The organism is Corallococcus exercitus, from assembly GCF_003611585.1.
Classification (GTDB): domain Bacteria; phylum Myxococcota; class Myxococcia; order Myxococcales; family Myxococcaceae; genus Corallococcus; species Corallococcus exercitus.
The window spans coordinates 1-21507 of the sequence record NZ_RAVW01000043.1; the positions used below are offsets into that span (position 1 = coordinate 1).

22 protein-coding genes are annotated in these 21507 nt (G+C 70.0%); 12 read left to right on the forward strand and 10 right to left on the reverse strand.

Annotation, left to right across the window (positions count from 1 at the left end):
* From D7W79_RS08295 to D7W79_RS08340, 10 genes are all read left to right on the forward strand, one after another.
* Positions 1-1506 (forward strand): phytoene desaturase family protein (locus tag D7W79_RS08295; protein ID WP_120524803.1); only part of this gene is annotated, 1506 nt, incomplete at its 5' end.
* Entirely contained in the window at positions 1503-2540 is a 1038-nt protein-coding gene (locus D7W79_RS08300) for a phytoene/squalene synthase family protein (protein ID WP_120524804.1), read from the forward strand. The genes D7W79_RS08295 and D7W79_RS08300, both read left to right, overlap by 4 nt.
* Entirely contained in the window at positions 2537-3988 is a 1452-nt protein-coding gene (locus D7W79_RS08305) for a phytoene desaturase family protein (RefSeq protein WP_120524805.1), read from the forward strand. The genes D7W79_RS08300 and D7W79_RS08305 overlap by 4 nt, the downstream gene beginning before the upstream one ends.
* Positions 3985-4944 (forward strand): carotenoid 1,2-hydratase family protein, encoded by a 960-nt coding sequence (locus D7W79_RS08310; protein WP_120524806.1) that lies wholly within the window; start codon positions 3985-3987, stop codon positions 4942-4944. Before D7W79_RS08305 ends, D7W79_RS08310 begins: the two co-directional genes overlap by 4 nt.
* Positions 4941-6059 (forward strand): glycosyltransferase family 2 protein, encoded by a 1119-nt coding sequence (locus D7W79_RS08315; RefSeq protein ID WP_120524807.1) that lies wholly within the window; start codon positions 4941-4943, stop codon positions 6057-6059. Before D7W79_RS08310 ends, D7W79_RS08315 begins: the two co-directional genes overlap by 4 nt.
* Positions 6056-6439 carry a lycopene cyclase domain-containing protein gene (locus D7W79_RS08320; RefSeq protein WP_120524808.1) on the forward strand — a complete coding sequence of 128 codons (384 nt, stop codon included), beginning with the start codon at positions 6056-6058 and terminating at the stop codon, positions 6437-6439. Before D7W79_RS08315 ends, D7W79_RS08320 begins: the two co-directional genes overlap by 4 nt.
* Positions 6436-6783, forward strand: coding sequence for a lycopene cyclase domain-containing protein (locus D7W79_RS08325; RefSeq protein WP_120524809.1), 348 nt, complete (start codon positions 6436-6438; stop codon positions 6781-6783). Before D7W79_RS08320 ends, D7W79_RS08325 begins: the two co-directional genes overlap by 4 nt.
* Positions 6780-7457, forward strand: a complete 678-nt coding sequence (locus D7W79_RS08330) for a lysophospholipid acyltransferase family protein (RefSeq protein ID WP_120524810.1) — start codon at positions 6780-6782, stop codon at positions 7455-7457. Before D7W79_RS08325 ends, D7W79_RS08330 begins: the two co-directional genes overlap by 4 nt.
* Complete coding sequence (locus tag D7W79_RS08335; protein WP_120524811.1) at positions 7454-8314, forward strand: MerR family transcriptional regulator; 861 nt, start codon at positions 7454-7456, stop codon at positions 8312-8314. Before D7W79_RS08330 ends, D7W79_RS08335 begins: the two co-directional genes overlap by 4 nt.
* Before the next feature lie 12 nt (positions 8315-8326).
* A complete protein-coding gene (locus tag D7W79_RS08340) occupies positions 8327-9229 on the forward strand; it encodes a MerR family transcriptional regulator (protein ID WP_120524812.1) in 903 nt (300 codons plus the stop codon).
* A 6-nt stretch (positions 9230-9235) separates the two neighbouring features.
* Here the strand turns inward: D7W79_RS08340 and D7W79_RS08345 are convergent, their stop codons facing one another.
* The 8 genes from D7W79_RS08345 to D7W79_RS08380 form a co-directional block, all read right to left on the reverse strand.
* A complete protein-coding gene (locus D7W79_RS08345; protein WP_120524813.1) occupies positions 9236-9610 on the reverse strand; it encodes a DUF2019 domain-containing protein in 375 nt (124 codons plus the stop codon).
* Entirely contained in the window at positions 9607-10941 is a 1335-nt protein-coding gene (gene sitA5, locus D7W79_RS08350; RefSeq protein ID WP_120524834.1) for a SitA5 family polymorphic toxin, read from the reverse strand. Before sitA5 ends, D7W79_RS08345 begins: the two co-directional genes overlap by 4 nt.
* Positions 10942-10977: 36 nt before the next feature.
* Positions 10978-11244, reverse strand: coding sequence for a hypothetical protein (locus D7W79_RS08355; protein WP_208729669.1), 267 nt, complete (start codon positions 11242-11244; stop codon positions 10978-10980).
* 337 nt (positions 11245-11581) lie between these two features.
* Positions 11582-12172, reverse strand: a complete 591-nt coding sequence (locus D7W79_RS08360) for an imm11 family protein (RefSeq protein WP_171437989.1) — start codon at positions 12170-12172, stop codon at positions 11582-11584.
* Positions 12173-12315: 143 nt separating this feature from the next.
* Positions 12316-12912 (reverse strand): imm11 family protein, encoded by a 597-nt coding sequence (locus tag D7W79_RS08365; protein WP_120524815.1) that lies wholly within the window; start codon positions 12910-12912, stop codon positions 12316-12318.
* A gap of 3 nt (positions 12913-12915) precedes the next feature.
* The gene (locus D7W79_RS08370) at positions 12916-14214 is read right to left on the reverse strand and encodes an AHH domain-containing protein (protein WP_120524816.1); all 1299 of its coding nucleotides are present in this window, start codon (positions 14212-14214) and stop codon (positions 12916-12918) included.
* 80 nt (positions 14215-14294) lie between these two features.
* Positions 14295-15770, reverse strand: coding sequence for a DUF2252 domain-containing protein (locus D7W79_RS08375; RefSeq protein ID WP_120524817.1), 1476 nt, complete (start codon positions 15768-15770; stop codon positions 14295-14297).
* Positions 15771-15876: 106 nt separating this feature from the next.
* On the reverse strand, positions 15877-17241 hold the full coding sequence (locus D7W79_RS08380) for a cytochrome P450 (RefSeq protein WP_120524818.1): 1365 nt from the start codon (positions 17239-17241) through the stop codon (positions 15877-15879).
* A 274-nt stretch (positions 17242-17515) separates the two neighbouring features.
* On the opposite strand from D7W79_RS08380, the gene D7W79_RS08385 reads away from it, so the two are divergent.
* Entirely contained in the window at positions 17516-18337 is an 822-nt protein-coding gene (locus D7W79_RS08385; RefSeq protein ID WP_147441847.1) for a hypothetical protein, read from the forward strand.
* 98 nt (positions 18338-18435) lie between these two features.
* Here the strand turns inward: D7W79_RS08385 and D7W79_RS08390 are convergent, their stop codons facing one another.
* Positions 18436-18954 carry a hypothetical protein gene (locus D7W79_RS08390; RefSeq protein WP_120524820.1) on the reverse strand — a complete coding sequence of 173 codons (519 nt, stop codon included), beginning with the start codon at positions 18952-18954 and terminating at the stop codon, positions 18436-18438.
* Between the two features lie 35 nt (positions 18955-18989).
* The gene (locus D7W79_RS08395; protein ID WP_120524821.1) at positions 18990-19388 is read right to left on the reverse strand and encodes a hypothetical protein; all 399 of its coding nucleotides are present in this window, start codon (positions 19386-19388) and stop codon (positions 18990-18992) included.
* 22 nt (positions 19389-19410) lie between these two features.
* On the opposite strand from D7W79_RS08395, the gene D7W79_RS08400 reads away from it, so the two are divergent.
* Positions 19411-21447 (forward strand): propionate--CoA ligase, encoded by a 2037-nt coding sequence (locus tag D7W79_RS08400; RefSeq protein WP_276375139.1) that lies wholly within the window; start codon positions 19411-19413, stop codon positions 21445-21447.
* The last annotated feature ends 60 nt before the right edge of the window (positions 21448-21507 follow it).

The following is a 21507-nucleotide window of genomic DNA, read 5'->3' on the forward strand; positions in this document are numbered from 1 at the left end:
GGGGTGGGAGGACTGGCCGCGGCGGCGAGGCTCGCGCGGCAGGGCTTCGACGTCCAGGTCTTCGAGAAGACGCACGGCCCCGGCGGCCGGTGCAACCAGCTCCAGGTGGACGGCTTCACCTGGGACGTGGGCCCCACCATCGTGCTCATGCCGGAGGTGTTCGAGGAGACCTTCCGCGCGCTGGGCCGCCGCATCGAGGACTACCTCACGCTCATCCGCTGTGACCCGAACTACCGGGTGCACTTCCGGGACGGCTCCGACGTCACCTTCACGTCCGAGCTGTGCACCATGGGCCGCGAGCTGGAGCGCGTGGAGCCCGGCAGCTTCCAGCGCTACCTGGCCTTCATGGCGCAGGGGCGCGACCAGTACCGCATCAGCCTGGACCACTTCGTGGGCCGCAACTTCAACGGCGTGCGCGACTACTTCTCCCCCGGGGTGCTGGCGAAGATCTTCAAGGCGCGCGCGCACCGCCGCATGTACGCGGACGTCAGCCGCTACTTCCAGGACGACCGGCTGCGCGCGGCGATGACGTTCCAGACCATGTACCTGGGCGTGTCTCCCTTCGAGTCGCCCGCGGTGTATGGCCTGCTGCCCTTCACCGAACTGGGCGTGGGCATCTGGTTCCCGAAGGGCGGCCTGTATGCCATTCCCCTCGCGCTGGAGCGGCTGGCGCGCGAGGAGGGCGTGACGCTGCACTACGGCCGTCCCGTGGAGCGCATCCTCACCGAAGGCGGGCGCACTACGGGCGTGCGGCTTGTCGGGGGCGAGGTGGTGGCCGCGGACGCGGTGCTGTGCAACGCGGACCTGCCGTACGCGTACGAGAAGCTGCTCGACCCGAAGGACGCGCCGTTCAAGCGCGGGGAGAAGCTTCGCTTCACCTCCAGCGGCTACATGCTCTACCTGGGCATGAAGAAGCGGGTGCCGGGCCTCTTGCATCACAACGTGATGTTCGGCCGGGACTACGCGGGCTCGTTCGAGGACATCTTCCAGCGCTTCCGCGTGCCGGAGGACCCCAGCTTCTACGTCAACGTGCCCACGCGCACGGACCCCTCGCTGGCGCCGGAGGGGAAGGACTCGCTCTACGTGCTGGTGCCGGTGCCGCACCAGCACGCGGACCTGGACTGGAAGGTGGAGGGCCCCAAGGTGCGCGCGAAGGTGTTCCAGCGCCTGGCGGAGCTGGGGTACCCGGACCTGGAGGCGGACATCGAGGTGGAGCGCGTCTTCACCCCGGATGACTGGGCGGGCACGTACAACCTGGCGCGCGGCAGCGCATTCGGGCTGGCGCAGAACTTCTTCCAGATTGGCCCCTTCCGTCCGGCCAACGTGGACCCGAACGTGAAGAACCTCTTCTTCGTGGGGGCCTCCACGCAGCCGGGCACGGGCCTGCCCACGGTGCTCATCTCCGCGCGGCTCGTCACCGAGCGGCTGATGGCGTGGGCGCACAAGCAGGGCGTGGCGCTGTCGCCGCGCGAGGGCGCCCCGGCGGCGGTGGAGGTGGCGGCATGAGCGGCACCGCTTATCCAGCGCTCATCGCCCAGGGCTATCAGCGCGCCCGGGTCGTCACGCGCCACCACGCCAAGAGCTTCTTCTTCGCGTCGTACCTGCTCTTCGGACAGCGGCGGAAGGCGGCCTTCGCGCTGTATGCCTTCTGCCGGCGGCTGGACGACCTGGTGGACGCGGGCGAGAGCGCGCTGCCGGGCGAAGCGCCCATGTCCCTGGCGACGCGGCTGGCCCGGGCGCGCGAGCGCGTGGCGGAGGTGTACCTGTCGCTGCCGGAGCTGGCGTCCCAGGAGCTGGGCCCGCCGTCCGCGCGCCAGCCCTCCGCGGAGGCGCCGTCGCCGTGGGACCCGAGCGAGTTCGCGGCGCTGCGCCACACCATCCACCACTACCGGATCCCCGAGCAGCCCTTCCAGGACCTCATCTCCGGCATGGAGATGGACCTGACGAAGCAGCGCTATGACACCTGGGAGGAGCTGGACCTCTACTGCTACCGGGTTGCAGGTGTGGTTGGGTTGATGCTGACGCCGGTGCTGGGCTGCGAGGATGCTCGCGCGGTGGAGCCGGCGGCGGACCTGGGCCGCGCGATGCAGCTCACCAACATCCTGCGCGACGTGCGCGAGGACCTGGAGCGCGGCCGGGTGTACCTGCCCTCGGAGGAGCTGCGCGCCTTCGGCATCACCGAGGACGACCTGCGCGCGGGCCGGGTGGACGCGAAGTGGCGCGACTTCATGCGCTTTCAGATCCAGCGCGCGCGGGCGTACTACGCGCGGGCGGCGGCGGGCGTGCGCTTCCTCACCGGCTTCGGCAGCCAGCGCATGGTGCGGCTGATGGGCGCCATCTACGGCGACATCCTGCGAGACATCGAGGCGCGGGATGACGACGTGTTCAGCGGCCGGGCGCACACGACGACGGGGCGCAAGCTGGCGCTGACGGCGACCGTGTTCCTTCGGCCCCGGGCCGCGTTGCCGGAAGCACCGCTGGCGCTGCCGCCCTCGCCGGTGGTGCCGCTCCTGCCCACGGGCACGGGAGGCTCGCGATGAAGGCCTCGCGCGTGGCGGTGATTGGCGGCGGCATTGGCGGGCTGACGGCCGCGGGCCTCCTGGCGAAGGAAGGGCACGCGGTGACGCTGTTCGAGGGCAGCCCGTCCCTGGGCGGCAAGGCGCAGGCGGTGATGGTGGAGGGGCTCACGCTGGACACGGGACCCACGCTGCTCACGTTGCCGGCGCTGGTGCGGAGCACCTTCGAGCAGCTGGGCGCGCTGGACCTGCTGCCGCCGTTCACGGAGCTGGAGCCGCAGTGCACCTACCACTTCGCGGACGGGTGCGGCTTCACGGCGTACAAGGACCTGGAGCGCATGGCGGAGAGCGCCGCGGAGCTGCGCCCCATCGAGCGCAAGGGCGTGCACTCCTTCTACGCGGAGGCCGCGGCCATCTGGCGCGCGGCGGGAGAGCCCTACCTGGAGGCCCCCTTCGAGGGCATGGCCGGCTTCATGGCGCGCGTGGCCCGCCGGGGCATCGGCGCGATGCTGGCGGGGATGAAGCTGGACACGCTGCACGCGCTGGCTGCGAAGCACTTCCAGACGCACCACTTGCAGCAGTACGTGGGCCGCTTCGCCACCTACGCGGGCGGCTCTCCGTACGCGTCCAGCGCGGCGTTCGCGCTCATCCCGCACATCGAACATGCGTATGGCGTGCACCACGTGCGCGGCGGCATCGGCGCGCTGGTGGAGGCGCTGGGGCAGGCGGTGCGGCGGCTGGGTGTGACGGTGCACCTGGACACGCGCGCCCGCTTCGAGCGCGTCTCCGGGGGCTACCGCGTGGAGCCGGTCGGCGAGGTGTTCGACAGCGTGGTGGTGAACGCGGATCCGCTCGCGTCGCTGCGCCGCGAGTCGGAGCCGCTGTCGCTGTCCGGCTTCGTGCTGCTGCTGGAGGCGGAGGGCCGGCCGGCGGTTCCGCATCACGCGGTGATGTTCGGCGGGGACTACCGGAAGGAGTTCGACGAGCTCTTCGCTGGCCAGCTCGCCGCGGACCCCACGGTGTATGTCTGCAACCCGTCCGCCACGGACCCGGGCATGGCGCCGCTGGGCCGCACGGGGCTGTTCGTGATGGTGAACGCGCCGGCCATGCCGCTGGAGGAGGGCCGGGCGGAGCAGGCGCGGCGCGAGTGGGAGTCCAGCGCGGAGCGCGTGCGCGAGCAGATGTTCGAGAAGCTCGTGCGTCACTACCCGGCGCTGAAGGGACGCGTGCGCGTGGTGGGCCAGCGCTCGCCGGTGGACCTGGCGGCGCGCGGGGCCCCGGGCGGTTCCATCTACGGCTTCCTGCCGCACGGCCGCTTCGGTCCGTTCCGCAGGCCGCGCATCCGGGGCGGCACGCCGGGGCTGTTCTTCGCGGGTGGCGGCACGCATCCGGGCGGCGGGGTGCCGCTGGTGATGTTGTCGGGCCGGTTCGCGGCGCAGATGGCGTCCGCGCACCTGCGGGAGGGCGCATGAAGTCCGTCCTCGCGCAGAGCGTCCTGCCCGCCGCGGCGGAGTCGTGCGCCTTGCCCGCGTTGCCGGACAGGGCAGGGGCGTACCGCTGGTTCTACGCGGACGTGACGGCCGGGCCGTACAGCGCGGTGTGCATCTTCATGCTGGGGTCGTTGTTCTCGCCGCGCTACTCGGTGGCGGCGCGGCGCGGAGGGCATCCGCTGGCGTACAGCGCGGTGAACTTCGCGCTCTACCACCAGGGTGTGCGCAAGTTGTGGGTGCTGAGCGAGTACCCGCGCGTGGAGCTGCAGGGGCCGGGACGGCTGCGCATCGGCCGCTCCACGTTGACGCACGCGGTGGATGGCTCGGTGCGCATGGACGTGGACGACGCGACGGCGCCGTGGGGCCGCCCGGTGCGCGCCAGCCTGACGTTGCGGCCGATGACGGGGCGGGGCACGGAGGTGCAGCTCATGCCGGGCCTGCCGCACTACTGGCAGGCGCTGGCGCCAAGGTCGGAGGCGACGCTGGAGGTGTCCTCGGTGGACCTGAAGGCCGAGGGGCTGGGCTACCACGACACGAACCACGGCCAGGAGCTGCTGGGCGCGCGGCTGTCCGGCTGGCACTGGGCGCGCACGCACCACGCGAACCACACGGTGGTGGACTACCACCTGCCGGACGGCGTGGCGCCGCTGCGCATGATGGCGGGACCGAACGGTGTGGTGTGCGAGCGCGGCCCGAGCCCCGTGGCGCACCCCACGAGCCTGACGGGCTGGGGCCTGCGGGTCCCCGCGAGGCTGCACGCGGGCAACGAACCGGTGGGCGAACCGCGCCTGCTGGAGTCGTCGCCCTTCTACGCGCGGCTGGAGTCGAGGCGCGACACGCTGGACACGATGGGCGAGGTGGCGGACTTCCGCCGCTTCCATTCCCCGTTCATCCGCTGGATGGCGCACTTCCGCACGCGCATGGGGCGGACGGCATGAACGCGCTCGGCTTCTTCACGCTCGGGTGGGCGGCGCTGGCCGGAGGCTTCAGCGCGGTGGCCCTGGCGCGGCTGTCCCGCCGTGCTCCCGTGACGGCCGGAGGCTCGCTGCCTTCCGTGCTGCTCCTGCGCCCCGTGGACGCGCCCACGCCGCTGGAGCTGGACAACCTGGAGCTCCCCATCAACTACGCGGGACCCCTGGAGCAGGTGGTGCTGTCGCCCTACCGGCCCCGGCTGGCGGAGGGCGTGCGCTGGCTTCCGAGCGACCCGGTGTGCCCCAACCGCAAGGTGGGCCACCTGCTCTACGCGCTGGAGTCGCTGGACGTGCGCGGACGCGTGGTGCTCGCGGTGGACGCGGACGTGGCGGTGACGGGCGCGCTGGTGGAGGGCCTTGCCTCTCCGCTCGTGGCGGGCGCCGCCTTGAGCACCGCCGCCCCCACGCCCGTGGGCGCGATGGACGCGGCCGGCCGCGCCATGGCGGGACTGCTGCGCTACACGCATCACAGCTTCCGCGCGCTGCATGCGATGAGCGTGGGCGCGCAGGCCGTGTGCGGCAAGGCGCTCGGGCTGTCACCGCGCGCGGTGGAGGAGCTGGCCGGACTGTCGGACCACATCGGCGAGGACCTGGAGCTGGCGAAGCGGCTGCACGCGCGCGGCCTGGACGTGGCGCTGAGCCCCGCGCCCGCGTGGGTGCCCGTGGCCAACGGGACGTCCTGGAGCGTGCCCCTGGAGCGCTTCACGCGCTGGATGCAGGTGCTCGCGAGCCACCGGCCCGGCCTGTATCCCACCGTGCCGCTGCTCTTCACGCCCACCGTGCCGCTGGTGCTCCTGGCCGCGGGGCTCCAGGAGCCCGCCGTGTGGCTCGCGGTGGCGGCCCTCGTCGCCGTGCGCACGCTCCTGTCCCTGCGCCTCGCCGCGCTGAGCCGCGTTCCCGCGGAGGCGGACAGGAGCCACGCGCTGACGGACTGGGTGCAGGGTGAGCTGCTGCTGCTCGCGGCCTTCGTGGCCTCGCTGACGCGGCAGGGACGGGTGACCTGGCGCGGCCATACCTACGCGCTGGAGGCCGGGGGACGCATGATTCGGGTGGCGCCGCGGTGGAGTGGAGGCCCGGGATGACCTACGCGCGCTTCCTGGGCATCTTCGTCGTGCTGCCCATCCTGTTCCTGCTCGTGCGCTACCGCCGCACGCTGTCGTGGCGGGGGCTCGCGCCCCTGGGCGCGCTGCTCGTCATCGTCTACGCGGCCACGTCGCCGTGGGACAACATGGCCGTGAAGTGGGGCCTGTGGGGCTTCGACCCGGATCGCATCTGGGGCGTGAAGCTGGGCTACCTGCCGCTGGAGGAGTACCTCTTCTTCGGCCTCCAGACCCTGCTCGTGGGCCTGTGGGCGCGCGACCGGCTGGAGCGCGTGCTCACCAGGAAGCCTCGAGCCGAATCGCCAGGGCAGGAGCCCGCCCGCGCGGAGCGGCCCCTGAAGCCTCGCGAGGTGTCGCCATGATGGAGACGCGCTGGGCGTACCTCATCCACCTGCTGGCGTGGACGCTGCCGGTGATTGCCCTCCAGCTGGCGGTGCTCGTGAGCCACTACAAGTCCCGCTCGGGCGAGGTGCTGCGCGCGGTGCTGCCCCCGGCGCTGGTCGTGGGCGTGTACCTGTCCGTCGCGGACCACCTGGCCATCTCCACCGGCATCTGGAACTTCGGCGAGGGACGCCACGTGGGCGTGTACGTGGGCGCCGTGCCTCTGGAGGAGATCCTCTTCTTCCTCATCACCAGCATCCTGGTGTCGCTGGGACTCGCGCTGTTCACGGCGCTCCTGCGGCTCAAGGAGGCCCGGGCGTCGTGATCCGCGCGGCCAAGGGTGGGCCCTTCGGGTGGGCGGTGGACCGGTACATCGGGTGGAAGGTCCGCTCGACGTTCCGCGGCCTGTGGGTGCGCGGCGAGCTGCCCTCCGACGGCGTGGGCCGGCTCGTGTACCTCAACCACACCAACTGGTGGGACGGCTTCGTGCTGCACCAGCTCTGCCAGGTGGCGGGCTGGGACGGCTACTGCCTCATGGACGAGGAGAACCTGCGCCGCTACCCCTTCCACACGAAGATGGGCGCGTTCAGCATCCGCAAGCAGGACGCGATGTCGTCGCTGTCCTCGCTGCGGTACGCGAAGGAACTCTTGCGCAAGCCGCACGCGGCCGTGTGTGTCTTTCCGGAAGGGGAGCACCGCCCCTTCGGCGTCCTCCCGCTCCAGCTGGAGCGCGGCGTGGAGCTGCTGGCCCGCGCGGCGAAGGCGGAGTGCGTGCCCGTCGCCATCCGCTACGCCTTCTTCGAACACGAGCGGCCGGACGTGCTGCTGGAGATCGGCACGCCGCACGAGGCCGGGCCGCTGGCGCGCTTCCAGAGCGGCCTGGAGTCGGTGGTGCGGCGGGTCTCCGAGGCGACGGGCCTGGAGGGCTTCACGCGAAAGATGGCGGGGGCACGCGGCGTGGCGGAGCGCTGGGACCGCGCGCGAGGTCTGGGCCCATGAGCCTGCGCATCCGCACCATCGCCCGGCTCACCGGCATCCGCGAGGCCACGCTGCGCGCCTGGGAGCGCCGCTATGGCTTCCCGCGCCCGGAGCGCAGCGAGAACAACTACCGCGTCTATTCACGCGACGAGGTGGAGGCCGTCCGCCGGGTGGCGAAGCTGATGGGGGAGGGCCTGTCGGTGAGCGAGGCCATCGCCCAGGTGCGCGATGAACCCGCGCGGTCCGTCCCTCCGGCGTCGGGGCGGATGGAGCGCTTCTGGGCGGCGGTGATGATGCTGGACACGGAAGCCGCGGACGCGGTCCTGTCCGAGGCCCAGGTGGGGCTGGACGCCACCACCTACTGCGACACCGTCCTCCTTCCGCTGCTGCGGGAGATGGCCTCCCGCCTGGACGTGGCGCGCGAGCACATGGCGTCCGCGCTGGTGCGGCAGCGGCTGCGCATGTTGCTGGCGGGGATGGAGCGCGTGGGTGAGGGGCCCCGGGGGCTCCTGGCCTGTCCGGCGAGGGATCACCACGAGGGTGGGCTCCTGGCGCTGGGCGTGCACCTCAAGGCGCGGGGCTGGCGGGTGACGCTGCTGGGGGCGGACACGCCCGCGGAGGCGCTGCACGGGGCCTGCCTGCAGCTGCGCCCGGACGTGGTGGCGCTGTCGTTCATCCGCCGGCGGGACGCGGAGGACTTCGTCCATGTCCTGTCCGATGCGATGCATGCGTGCGCGCCCGTGCCGGTGGTGATAGGCGGGCCGGGGGCGCGGGAGCACTTGAAGACCCTCTTCACGCTGGGCGCGCAGTACGCGGAGTCCACGGAGGAGCTCATCGCTGTCTGGCAACAGGCGCGAAACGCGCAGAACCGACCTTGAAGCACGCACACCATGGCTGAGCGCACCTATCGCATCCACATCGCCGCGGAGCTGTCGGGAGTCCGCGTGGAGCTCATCCGCGCCTGGGAGCGCCGCTACGGGGTGCTCGTGCCCGAGCGCACGCCTGCGGGCTACCGCGTCTACACCGACCGCGACGTGGCGCTGCTCCGGCGGCTCAAGGCGCTGACGGACGAGGGCGTGGCCATCAGCGAGGCGGCGAAGCTGCTGCCCCAGCTGCGCGCGGAGCTGGACGTGCCGCCCCCACCGGTCCCCGACAGGTCGGAGGAGCGGCTCGGGGCGCGGCCGGAGGAGTGGCGCGCGGAGGTGATGGCCGCGGCGGAGGCGTATGACCAGCCCCGCGTCGCGCGCGTCCTGGACGAGGTGCTGGCGGCGCTGCCGCCGCTGAAGGCCTTCGAGGACGTGCTGGTGCCGGTGCAGCGCGAGGTGGGCGATGCCTGGCACGCGGGAGCGCTGTCGGTGGCGCAGGAGCACCTGGTGACGCAGGTGGTGCGCGAGCGGCTGGTGAGCCTGCTGCATGGCGCGCCCCGGGGAGGGCGCAGGCACGCGGTGCTGGCGTGCTTCCCGGACGAGGAGCATGAGATTGGCCTGCTGGGCGCGGCGCTGCGGCTGCGCTACGCGGGCATGCGCGTGACGCTGCTGGGGCAGCGCGTGCCCGCGCACGACCTGAGCGAGACGGTGGCGCGAGCAAAGCCAGACGTGGTGGGCCTGTCGGCGGTGATGAACCGGGGCGCCACGGTGTTCGAGGACGTGCTCACGCGCCTCCAGGGCGCGCTGCCCAAGGGGCTGCCCCTCTGGGTGGGAGGCCCCGCCGCCCAGGCGCACGCGGACGTCTGCGCACGCCTGGGCGTCAGGCTCTTCACCCACGAGGACGACTGGGCACGGCTGGCGGGCTGAGCGGTTCTACTCTTCCAGGGGAAGGGTTCCGTTCTTCCATGCGCGCAGGGTCGTCGCCGCACTCACACTCAGCAGCGTCGGCGGCGGCTCCGCCAACAGGGCAAGCGCACGTTCTGCCTCGCTGGGAGCGAAGCCCAAGGCGGCCGTCGCGGCCCAATACCGCGTCCCTGGCTCCGGATCGGTCAGCAATACCAGCAGGAGCTTCTCCGCATCGGGCCCACGGGTACGCAGCTCTTTCCTGACGGCTGCCGCGAGAAGGTAGTCCTTGTTTGCAGCCCGAGTGTCGCGCGCGTTCAACAAATGGCCGTGTCTGGCTGAAACCTCGCGAAAGCGCGCAATCAGCTCCTCTGTCCCTAGCACCTTGAGGTCACGTGCTTTCATGGGATGGCTCCGAAATCCTTCAAGGTCTGCAGTCCAAATGCGCGCTGCTGCTCGTAGGATTGCGTCCGAAGCCACTCTCGGACGATCTGACCTCCGGAGACAGCCTGTCTAGACGAGTAGTATGAGCTGACCAGCTTGTGGAGTTGCTCGTCGATTGCGATGACATTCTCGGTATTGTGAAGCGCATCGGGTCCAAAGCGCTGCACGTTCCCGGGCGTCTGCTCGACGATGTGGTGCCATTGTTTCCCGCTGCCCGCGGGTCCCATCGCTTTCTTGAAACCGCTGAAGGACTTCCACGCCTTCAAACCGGGCGTTCCAGTGCCGCCTGCCGCACCGTGAGAGGACATGGCCACGGCGACCGGCGCGAGGCCGACCGTGAAGCCGTCCGCGGCGATGGCGACCGTCTCGACCTGTCCCACGGTCGCGTAGACCACGCCGGCTTCCGCCTCGGCCCGGACCGCGGCCTGGGCCGCCCCTGGCAGGCCCGGAAGCCTTGCCCCAAGCGTCGCCCCCGTGCTTCCGATGGCCGCCGTCGCCAGCATCACGAAGGCCCGTGCCGCCTGCCGGCCCATCACCTTGCCGAATCGCTCTCCCGCGCCGCGCAGCTCGTCGAACGTCAGCGCCGCATCCGACTCGGCCATCAGGTGCCGGAAGCCCTGGATGAGCGCCCAGAACGTGTCGATGCCCACGTAGGCGATGAGCCCCGCCGAGAGCACCGCCGCGACGCCCTTCGTCGCGGGCTCCGGTACCGTCCAGAGCAGTGCGTAGGTGGCTGCCGTCCATAGAGCGGCCTGCATCAGCGCCTCCGGATTCGCCATGTCCTTCACGGCGTCCCACAGCTCCTCCAGCACCGCCCCCTTCGCCAGCGCGAGCGCCAGGGCGAAGCGCGCGTCCCCCGTGATGACCGGGCTCTCCTTCAGAAGGCCCAGACAGTCACCGGCCCGTCCGGTCCGTCCGCACCAGCGCAAGTAGGCGCGGGTCAGCTCCACGTCTGGCTGCGTCTGCTCCGAGGACAGGTGCTCACCGGGCCCGAGCGGGGTGATGCGGCGGCGCTGCACATCCACCAGGTACGAACCGCTCCGGGGCTCCACCTCGAACAGGCGCCGGGCGGCTTCCTGGGCACGCGGCGACAAACGGATGTCCCGCGCCAGCCGAGCCACGGCATCCTTCAGGGCCTCCTCATCCAGCAAGACGCGCCCGGCGGCTCCAGGCGCGCGGGGCACCTGGACGACAGGCGCACCGCGCTCCGTGTCGAGCCGGACGACCTTCGTCGCACCGCTACACCCGGCCAGCGCCCAGAACAAGGACAGCACCAGCCATGGAAGCCGCATCCGGAGCTCCAAGCGCATGTCCTGGCCCATGCGAACCTACCGCTGAGGGTCCTCTCCACCCGTGCGCACCTTGGACCGCAGGGCCTCCCACAGCATCGCGTGGTTGAGCAGGATGTCCTTGATGCCATTCCGGACGCTCTCGGAGTCCAGCGCCTGCTTGCTCATCAGCGCATGCGCGTCGAGCGCGTCGATGATGGCACTCATGATCTCTTCCCGAAGATCTGGCGAGTTCGCGAACTGTTCCTTGGTGTTGTTCGCGGCCTGCTGGGCCAGCGTGGTGGACTCCAGCAACTTCCCCAGCAAGACACTGGGGCAATCCGCTGACCGTTCCCGGTATCGAGATGGACGACACGGGAGGTCGCACACCCTGACAGCAGGAGCAGCAGAGAAAAAGCGACGACCCATCTCATGGAGTCCCCGAGGGCGCCTCCCGGAAAATCCGGAGGCGCGGCATCCTGACCTTGGGGAATGGCAACTGCAACGGCCCCCCTGGTCTCCCAGGCGCACGCGGACGTCTGCGCACGCCTGGGCGTGAGGCTCTTCACCCACGAGGACGACTGGGCACGGCTGGCGGGCTGAGCGCGCCTGGCTGGAAGAGCGCATCCGTCCGTGCCGCGGCATGCTCCAGGGGCAGCGCTTCTCACTCGGGGGACGTGTCGCGCGGCCCCGTCACGCGCTCGAATGACACGCCCAGGTTCCCGACCTCCTCAAGCGCGCTCTTGATCTCTTCGGAGACAATGAACGCGGTCTTGAACTTCCTGGGGCGCAAGACATGCGCGCCCCCGACCTTCGAGGGGTCGATCCGCAGGCCGTAGATCCAGCGGTACTCCCCTTCGTATTCAGGGAATGAGTCCTGGGGACGGTGATGCACCTCCCGGCATCGTGCCTCGTCGATGCAATCAATCATCCGGGTCGCATTGACGACGAAGTACGGCTCGGCTTCTCCCTCTATCGACACCGGGAACAGTTGAACATCGCCTGGCGCGATGGCCCTGAAGACGTTCGCGACGGCTTCGCTGACGATGGGGGCCTGCTCGATCACGGAGAACACAAATGCGCGCTTTGCACCCGGATGTGAAATCTGGGTTCTCATGGCCCCAGGGTCTGGAAGCTCGCGACCGTCCGCGAACATCCAAGGCTCATCGAACTCACCACCGCCTGTAGGTGCAGGAGTCATGACCACCCATTGCGGTACGTCAGCGATACCCAGCCAGTAGAAGTGACGCTCCACCTCAGCCCTCCACTTTCACGATGAGACTGCGCAATGAAGAGCCCGGCGTTAGAAGTTCGTTGGTAATCCGGCAGGCTCCTCCAGCAACCTTGCCCGCATGCCTCTGTTGTCTTACGGGGCGTCACGGTCGCGTAACGCGCTGCTCACTCAGGGTGGGTATTGTGCGGCCCCGTCACGCGTTCGAATGACACTCCCAGGTTCCCCACCTCCTCAAGCGCCGTCTTGATCTCCTCGGATACGATCAGCGCGGAGGAATAGCCTTGTATCCGGAAGACCCGGGCTCCTTCTGTCTTGGCAGGGTCGATACGCAGACCATGAATTGCGCGGTACGTTCCGACTCTCTCAGGCGCAACTCCGTCTGGAGGATAGATTTGCACCTCCTTGGAGTTCTCTTCATCAACACATTTGAAGCACTTGGTCGCGTTGATGACATAGAGGTGCTTGCCTGTCCCTTCAATCTTGATGGGGAACGTCTGGACGTCATCGGGCGCCAGCCTGCGAAAGACATTCGCAACCTGCTCATCCCCGATAGGAGTTCTCCCCGAGTTCGCCACCGAGAAGGAGCGCTGCGGCCCCTTACGGAAAGGTCTGCTCGCGAGGGGGCCGGGGTCTGGCAGGCGCCTTCCGTCCCCGAACATCCAGGGGTCATCCAACTCACCGCCAGATGCCGGAGCAGGCAACTCCAGGACCCACTGATGAACGTCCGCAATCCCGATGTCGTAGAAGTTGTCGTCAGACATCCATCAACCCTCGCTGGGAGCAATCAGACGCCGAAGCCCGGAATCCGGCGTCAGAAGGTCATTTGCAATCTTTGCAAGCTCCTCGACCAGTAGCTTTCGGCACGCGTCTTTGTTCCTGCATTTTCCTAGCGCATCATTCAGTCTTCGCAACACCGCCTCATGGTATCCGCGCGGGTGTGGCCCCTGATGTCCGCCGAGACGAACTTTGTTGGCGACATCATCCAAGGACAGCCCAGCCCGGGCGAAGATTTCTTCGCACAACGGCGTCCAGGGACCGCCTGTCGCAGCCGAAACCAGATTCTTGTTCGTGCAGATGTGGTGAACGGGCCCTTCGGCATCACCCGGAATCTGGCCGTTCGAATACATCGCGAGAGCCGCGGCGGCCCCTGGCGCGAGCGCCACGTTGAGCACACCCGCGGCGGGCAGCGAGATGGACGTCACGCCCCCGTTCAGCGCCGCCCCGAGTGAGAAGCTCGCCTCGGCCTGTCCTCGAAGCGCGGCCTGAGGGAAGCCCGGGAGCCGGGGCCCTTGTGCCGCCATCGCATTCTTTCCGCCAAGCGCCGCCGTGACGAGGAGCACCAGGACGCGCGTGCCATTCGTGCCGAGCACCTTTCCGAAGCGGTGGCCGATGTCCTGCAATTCGATGACGCTCGTCGCCGTCCCCGCGTCGTCCCAGAGCCGCACGAAGCCCCGGCCCATCTCCCAGACGGGCACGATGCCGAGGTAGGCCACCATGGCGGCCGTCAGCGCCACGGCGATGGCCTTGGTGACAGGCTCGGGCAGCGTCAGGGTGAGAAGCAGGCTCAGCGCGGCCGACGTCACCATGGCCTTGAGGGCCGCCGGGTTGAGCAGCTTGCCCACCTCGGCCTCGACGCCCTCCCACACGCTGTCGAGCGCGAAGGACAAGGCCATGAGCGTGCGGTCCTTGCGCGAGAACGTCAGCCCCGTGCCGCCCACCAGGGAGAGGCAGTCATCCGCGGAGGGGCAGAGGCGCGCGTACAACGACTCCGGTGAGCTCCCCGAGCCGGAGTCCGCCAGTCCCGCCGAGGACGCGAGCAGCGTCCTGGAGCGCACCCACCCTCGCGCGTCCGCCGCTTCCGCCTCCCGGAAGGCAACGTCCATGCGCATGTCGAGGATGAGCTGCGTGAGGGCGGACGTGAACGCGTCCTCGCTCACCTGGACCGGGGCCACCTCCTCCGCCTCGTGGACGACCCTCTGACCGTTTCCGGTATCGATGTGGACCACGCGAGAGGTCGCGCACCCTGACAGGAGCAGCAGGAAAACGGCTACACCCAATCGCATGGACTCCCCAAGGGCACCTCCCGGAAAATCGAGAGGCGCGGCATCCTGGCCTTGGGGAGCGGCGACTTCAACGAAGCCGTTCAGTGCGTCAGGGCTTCCAGCGCCTTCGCCTGCGCGTCGATGAAGTTACCGTAATCAGACTCCACCTGGTCCGAATAGGCACAGGCGAACTCCGCGATGGCTTCATCGAAGTGGGTGTTGGTGCCCAGGTATCCCGCGATGAGCGCGGCGTCGCCAGTGCGCGCATGGGCGCGGGCCAGGGTGGCTCCACAGGCGTCCGCGTAGTCCTGGAACACGGGCGCGTCCATCTTCTCCGCGTCCAGCGCACCCTTCATGTCGCGCAGCTGGCGCACGTAGAAGGCGCCCATGCCCTCCACCTCCGTCCAGCCGAGGAACAGGTCAGAGAAGGCCTGCATGCGCCGCTGGCCCACCACCACGCGCTCGCCCGCGCTGTGGAACTCGCTGGGGCCCAGGTAGGGCTCCAGCACGGAGGCCTTCGCCTCCTTGAGCTGCAACACCAGCGGGTCCTCCCCGCCATTGCCTTCACACAGCACGACGTAGGCCTGGAGCCCCACGCTGCCCACGCCCACGACCTTGAAGCCCCACTCCTTGCGCTGGTAGCGCAGGCACAGGTCGCGCACCGCGCCGTCCAGCGACGCGAGGTAGCCCACCGTGAGCCGCTTGATGCGCCGCTCCAGCTCCGACTGCGACACGTCCATCTTCACCGCCGTGAGCGGGAAGAGCAGGGGCGGCTGGTAGGCCAGGTGCCGCTGGCCGTTGCGCTCCACGGTGAGCTTCTCCACCGCGTGCGCGCTGGTGTGGCGCTTCGCCTTCTCCACGGCCTCCGCGGCGAGCTTCGCGGTGTCCTCGGAGTCGGAGTGCTTCAGCTCCTTCGCGTCCACGTGGAGCGACCAGACCTCCAGCAGGCTCTTCGTCGTCAGCTCCCGCATGGTGAGCCGGTAGGACTCCACGGCTTTGCGCGCGGCCTTCTTCCCGCAGCGGGCGCCCAGGCCGTTCTGCTTCGCCGCCATGACGAAGCTGGCGGCCAGGCGCTTCACGTCCCATTCGAAGGGGCCGGGCAGCGTCTCGTCGAAGTCGTTGAGGTCGAAGATGAGGTTGCGCTCGGGCGTGCCGAACAGGCCGAAGTTGGCCAGGTGCGCGTCGCCGCAGATTTGACTGCGCAGGCCGCTGTGCGGCGTGTGGGCCAGGTCGCGCGCCATGACGAGGGGCGTGCCACGCAGGAAGGCGAAGGGGGACTCCGACATGCGCTCATGGCGCACGGGCACCAGCCACGGCAGCCGTGTGGCGTCGGACTCCTTGAGCTGCGCGAGCGGGTCGCGTCCGCGGAAGGGCTTCCACGCGGCGTGGCTGCCACGGGGACAGCGCTTGCGCAGGGCGCGGCCGGCGTCCATGCGCTCCTCCACGGAGCGGAAGTCCACGGCCTGGAGCCGCGAGGGCTTCAGCTTCCGGGGCGCGCGCCGCGTGCGCTGCTGCTTCTGGGTGGATACGAGGGGAACCTTCGCGGCCCCCAGCTCCGATGTGCCTTCCGCATCCATGGGGTGTGTGACTCCTCACCCCCAAAAGTGGATCCGCCCCCCCGGAACCGGAAGCGTCCGGGGCCGGAAAATCGCCTGTCCCCGGGATGGACGGCGCGGGAAGTGTTCACTCCCCAAGAGACACCTTCCTCGGCGTGAGCGGGATGCCGCCCTTCGGACGCAGGGTGATGGCGGGGAGGACCTCGGGTGCGGGCCCTGGCGCGGCGTCGAAGTGGAAGCGCTGGAGCACCGTGGCCAGAACCAGGCGGATCACCATCAGCGCGGAGCCCGCGCCGATGCAGAGCCGGGGCCCTCCTCCGAAGGGACAGTAAGCGAAGCGTGGGAGGCGCCGCTCCAGCCCGTCCGCCCAGCGCTCGGGACGGAAGGCCTCCGGCTCCGGGAAGTGGCGCGCGTCCCGGTGTAGCGCCCACTGTGACCACGCGACCACCGTGCCGGCTGGGACGAGGACACCGTCCATCCGGTCGTCCGCCTCCGCCACCCGGCTCATCCCCCACGCGGGCGGATACAGCCGCAGCGACTCCTTCACCACCTGCTCGCAGAACGGCAGCGACGGCAGGTCCGCCACCGTGGGCTCGCGGCCTCCCAGCACCGTGGCCAGCTCCCGCCGCAGCGCGGCCTCCGCCTCCGGGTGGCGCGCCAGCAACCACAGACTGAGCGCCAACGCCGCGGCCGTCGTCTCATGGCCGGCGATCATCAAGGTCAGACATTCGTCGCGCAGCTGCGCGTCCGTCAGGGGCTCGCCTTCCCCGGCCTGCGCCTCCAGCAGCAGGCCCAGCAGGTCGTCTCCGGGGGCCCCCTGCCTTCTCCGGCGCTCCACCACGTCGTCCACGACGGCGTGCAGGGTGCGCAGGGCGGCCTGGAACCGCCGCTGTCCTGGCGTGGGCACCCAGGCGGGCAGCGGGAGGGGCGTGTCGAAGAGGAACTGGGCGTGCAGCATCACCGCCTCCATGGCCCGTCCCAGCTCCCGCGCCCGCGCGGAGAGGTTCGCGCCGAAGAGCGTTCCCGCCACCACGTCCAGCGTCAGCGCCATCATCTCCGTGTAGGCGTCGAAGACCTCTCCCTCCCGCCGCGACTCGAGCCAGGTGTTCGCGGCCCTCACCGCCACGCTCCCGTGCGCGGCCAGCAGGTTCTTGTGGAAGGCCGGCTGCATCATCCGACGCCGCCGCATCCAGACGTCCCCGTGGCTGGTGAACAACCCCTGGCCCACCACCGCCTCCAGGGCGCGCTTCTGGAAGGCGTCCTTGGGGTAGTTGCGGAAGTTCTTCACCAGCACGTGCTCGATGGCGTCCGACGTGTTGAGCAGGTAGATGGGCGTCCCCACGAAGCGGGTCCGCACCACCGCGCCCGCGCCCGCGTAGCGCAGGAAGAAGCCCAGCGGGTCCTTCCGGTACTCCAGCCCCTGGCCCACCCAGGGCAGCCCCGAGGGAAGCCGGGGCGGAAGGACCGCGGGGTCGGAAGTGACGGCGTGCATGCGGCGAGTCTAGCCGACCCGTAACAGTGGGAGCCCCCACGGGGCCGTCCCGCCGTGACGGCGCACGCTACAAACCCAGACACTTGTGGCACACGGGGTTACAGCGACTTGCTGCGTCAGCGCGTTTTGCTGCGTAAACAGGAACATTTGTTTTCGCAGGTTACTGGCTCGGAGGGTGCAGGAGCGCTGGCCGCCGGGCGCGGAAGGTCTCGTGCCCGGTGTTTCACCCCCGGGTGAAACACACCCCCTTTTCGAGGTCGAAGACATGCGGACGATGAAGACGGCATTCGCGATGGCGGCGTTCCTGACCCTGGCGGGCTGCCAGGGACCGGACGACGGCGCACAGGCTCCCATGGACACGCAGGAGTCGCAGGCGCAGGGCTGTGTCTCGCGGTTCAATGGCATCCAGAGCTGTGCCACCGGCACCGCGCAGCTGACCGCCACGGCGGAAGGGCTCCAGGTCTCCGGGCTCGTGAACCCGCAGGCGGACGGCGTCGCCAGCCGGTTCTCCGACGCGCAAGGCTGGCAGCAGACCACGCGGATGACCCTGGGCCAGGGCCAGGGCCGGTTCTCGCTGGCCGCGCGCGACACGGACCAGGTGGTCAGCACGCTGAGCGTCACGCCGAACTCGACCGGGACGCAGCTGACCCTGGCGCCCGCCTTCACCGGCACGGCCGGCGGCTCCAGCTACCGCGTCAACGTGTACCGCGACGGCGTGTACCAGGGCGGCGGCACCCAGGAGCCCGCGGCCCGCGTCGTCATCTTCACGGACTGGATGGGCAACGTGTACATGGCCTGGGGCTTCGCCAACATCGACTTCTACCACCTGCCCTTCCCGTTCGCCGTGCGCAAGAGCGCGGCGCCGCAGGCGGAGGAGGGCGCCTGCAACTGGCGCATGAGCCTCAAGGGCAAGACCTTCACCACCCTGGTGAACGGCCAGCAGCTCACCGGTGACACGCTGGAGCTGGTGGAGCAGATCGGCGACGGTGCCTATCCCTACCGTCACTTCTCCGGCATCGACGTGAAGGGCTCCGCCAGCGGCTACACCATCCTGAACGAGGCCACCGCCCAGGCCGGCGGCGCCCAGGCGCGCTAGCCGTTTTCGCCGTGACACCTCCCGTCCCCCGGCTTGCGTGCCAGGGGGCGGGGGCGTGTGGCTTGCCGGGAGTGGACGCACGCGCGTCGTTCCGCGTCCTAGCGCTCGTCGCCGAGCGTCGGCCGGAGCTGCCCGCTGTTGATGGCCAGCGACAGCCGCTGCTCCATGGCCTGGAACTCCTCGCGCGTTCCGGCGCGGAGGGCCTGGTGGAAGCGCCGCTGATCATCCTCCGTCCAGCGGCCCCGCGTGATGGCGTCCGCCAGGACCTGCTGACCCTGACGGGACGCCTCCACCTGTTCGGGGGTAGGGGCGGGGCGCAGGTCCTGCTCTGACTCCGCGGAAGACTCCGCCACGGGTTGCCTCGCCGCGAGCACGGCGAGCTGTTCGCGGATGAGCCGCAGCTCCTCGCGGGAGTCCGGCGCCTGCATCACCACGGAGGGAGGTGCGGGACGGGATTGCAGGAGGACGCGGAGGTGCTGGGCGTGGGCTTCCAGCTTCGCGTCCAGCATCTGCTCCACGCGGGACTCCAGCGTGGCGAAGGTCAGCGCCACGCCCCCGGTGATGCCGAGCGCGATGCCCGGAACCTGTGACAGGAGTGTCTGGAGGAAGGTCTTCATCGGGTGCCTCCGGGGGCGTGACGCAAGCGGCGGGACTACGGCGACTTCGGCTCCAGGTGCGAACCCTTGAGCACGTCGATGGTCTGGCAGACGCCGCTCGCGTCCCAGGCGAAGTAGAGGTAGGCCGAGTCGCTGGCGGACTGGACGCTGCGCACGAGCACCGGCGAGAACGAGACGCAGCTCACGTTGACCCCCGCGGCGTTGGTGGCGAAGCACCGCACGGACTCTCCCGCCGCTGTGTCCGCGAAGGTGCGGCAATAGATGCTCTGGACGGCGTCCGCGCTGTTGCGAACCGTGCCCATCGCGCCGTACGCCGTGCGGCTCGCGGTGTTGATGCTCACGGGGAACGCCGTCTTCGAACCCGCGTACGCCACGGGGACGGCGAGCAGCATCAGCGCGGCGGACATGCCCAGGGCCTGATTGAAACGCTTCATGGTGTGCACTCCTTCAGTGGAAATGGCTGAAGGGGTTACGACCGTCACAGCGTTTATTCCCGCGCCGTTTCCGGAAGGTGTCCTTCCCACCCGCGCGGGCCCGCCCCTATCGTCCCGGGACATCCCTTCCCGAAGGAGCGTCCGCATGGGCCGCTATCTGGACTTCTACCGCCGCTCCATCGAAGCGCCGGAGGCGTTCTGGGCGGAGCAGGCCCGCCTCATTGATTGGGAGCGGGCCTTCGACGAAGTACTGGATGCCTCCCGTCCTCCCTTCGCGCGCTGGTTCGTCGGCGGTCGCACCAACCTGTGCCACAACGCCGTGGACCGGCACCTGGCCACCCGCGCGGACCAGCTGGCGCTCGTCTTTGAATCCTCCGAAACGGACCAGCGCCGCCAGTACACCTACGCGCGGCTGCACGCGGAGGTGAACCGCGCGGCGGCCATGCTGCGCTCGCTGGGCGTGAAGCGCGGCGACCGCGTCATCGTCTACATGCCCATGGTGCCGGAGGCTGTCTTCGTGCTGCTCGCCTGCGCGCGGCTGGGGGTCATCCACTCGGTGGTGTTCGGCGGCTTCGCGGCGCACAGCCTGGCCATGCGCATCGACGACGCGAAGCCCGTCCTGCTGGTGACGGCGGACGCGGGCATGCGCGCGGGCCGCGTCATCCCCTACAAGCCGCTGGTGGATGAGGCCCTGTCGCTCTCCCGGCATCCGCCCGCGCACGTGCTGGTGCTGGACCGGGGGCTCGTGCCCGGCGGCCCCGTCACGCCGGGGCGCGACGTGGACTTCGGCACGCTGGGCGCGCGACATGAGGGCGCCCAGGTGCCGGTGGAGTGGCTGGAGTCCTCGGAGCCCAGCTACATCCTCTACACGTCCGGCACCACCGGGAAGCCCAAGGGCGTGCAGCGCGACACGGGCGGCTACGCGGTGGCGCTGGCCGCGTCCATGCGCCACATCTACACGGGCCAGCCCGGCGAGGCGATGTTCACCGCCTCCGACATCGGCTGGGTGGTGGGCCACTCGTACATCGTCTACGGCCCGCTCTTGAACGGCATGACGACGGTGCTCTACGAGGGCCTGCCCATCCGGCCGGACGCCGCCGTCTGGTGGCGCCTCATCGAGCACTACAAGGTGAGCGTGATGTTCACGTCGCCCACCGCCATCCGCATCCTGAAGAAGCAGGACGCCGCGTTCCTGAAGCGGCACGACACCTCCAGCCTGCGCTACCTGTTCCTCGCGGGTGAGCCGCTGGATGCGCCCACGCACGCATGGATTTCGGACGCGCTGCCGTCCACGCAGGTGCTGGACAACTACTGGCAGACGGAGACGGGCTGGCCCATCCTGGGGCCCGTCCCCGGGCTGGAGCCGCGCAAGCGCAAGCTGGGCTCACCGGGCACGGCCATCTACGGCTACCGGGTGAAGCTGGTGGACGGGCTGAGCGGGGAGGAGGTGACAGCGCCGAACCAGAAGGGCGTGCTTGTGATTGAGCCGCCGCTGCCACCGGGGTGTCTGTCCACGGTGTGGGGCGACGACGCGCGCTTCGTCTCCACGTACTTCACCAGCTTCGACACGCCCCTCTACAACACCTTCGACTGGGCCATGCGCGACGAGGATGGGGACTACTTCATCCTGGGCCGCACCGACGACGTCATCAACGTGGCGGGCCACCGGCTGGGCACGCGTGAGATCGAGGAGGCCATCAGCGGCCACCCGGCCATCGCGGAGGTGGCGGTGGTGGGGGTGAAGGATGAGCTCAAGGGCCAGGTGGTGATGGCCTTCATCGTGCCCAGGGACCCCGCACGCCTGCACCGCGAGGAGGACCGCGACGCCCTTGCCCGTGAGGTGATGGAAACGGTGGGCCGCACGCTGGGGGCCGTGGCCCGCCCCGCGGCGGTGTACGTGGTGGCGAACCTGCCCAAGACGCGCTCCGGCAAGCTGCTGCGCCGGAGCATCCAGGCGGTGGCGGAGGACCGCGAGCCGGGCGACCTCACCACCATCGAGGACCCGGGCGCCCTGGAGGGCATCCAGGCCGCCGTGAAGGCGCGGCCCCCGAAGGCCTGAAACAGGACGGGCCCCCTGCGGGGTCGCCTGGGCCGAGGCGACCGCGCTGGAGGCCCGTGA